The 768-nt window shown below is 74.7% G+C and carries 1 protein-coding gene; it reads right to left on the reverse strand.

The features are described from left to right. Window positions 1-257: 257 nt before the first annotated feature. Window positions 258-768 (reverse strand): class I SAM-dependent methyltransferase (locus Q0L15_RS12595; protein WP_296604788.1); only part of this gene is annotated, 511 nt, incomplete at its 5' end.

Consider the following 768-nt stretch of genomic DNA (forward strand, 5'->3'; position numbering starts at 1 on the left):
GCATCGACGGCGACCTGCTGGCCGCCGTGGCCGAGGCCGACGTCACGGTGCTGCTGCAGAACCACGCCGACTACGACCTCGACGCGCTCGAGGAGCACGCCCGGTGCCTGTTCGACACCCGCGGCCGCACCACCGGCGACCGGGCCTACCGCCTCTGACCCTCCCCACCGACTCGGCGCAGCTGCAGGCCGAGCAGGCTGCAGACGCGCCACTTCACGCCCCACCGACCTGCATCGGCGCCGGCTCGAGACCGCCGGTCAGGCTCGGTGCAGGACCGCTGCGCCCTTCTCCAGCGGCAGGTCGCGCACCTCGAAGTCGGGAAGCTGCTCGGCCCACCGGCTGACCACGGCCCGGTCGTCGGGGCGGGCGGTGTCGTCGACGACGATGCAGCACCGGGCCGCGAACCGATCGGCCAGCAACGGCACCGCGGGATAGCGCGCAGCCGGGCCGGTCGCCTTCGGCGGGCCGTCGACGACGAGCATGCCGATGTCGCGGAGGTCGGCGATCGCCTCCTCGTCGTACCACGGTGTCAGGTGGCCGGGCACGTGCGTGCGCGCCAACGGCGCGAAGCGGACCTCGACGAGGTCGGCGACCCCGTGCCGCTCGAGCAGCCGGCGGGTCTGGGCGGCGTAGTGGGCGTGGTGGTCGAGGGAGACGATGCGCGTGTCGAGCCCGTGCTCGCGCACGGCCAGCGCCAGCAGCGCGGTCGAGGCGCCGCTGCCGAGCTCGACGACCAGGCGCGGCCGCTCGGCGAGCAGGTGGTCGACG

The organism is Nocardioides sp., from assembly GCF_024509035.1.
Classification (GTDB): domain Bacteria; phylum Actinomycetota; class Actinomycetes; order Propionibacteriales; family Nocardioidaceae; genus Nocardioides.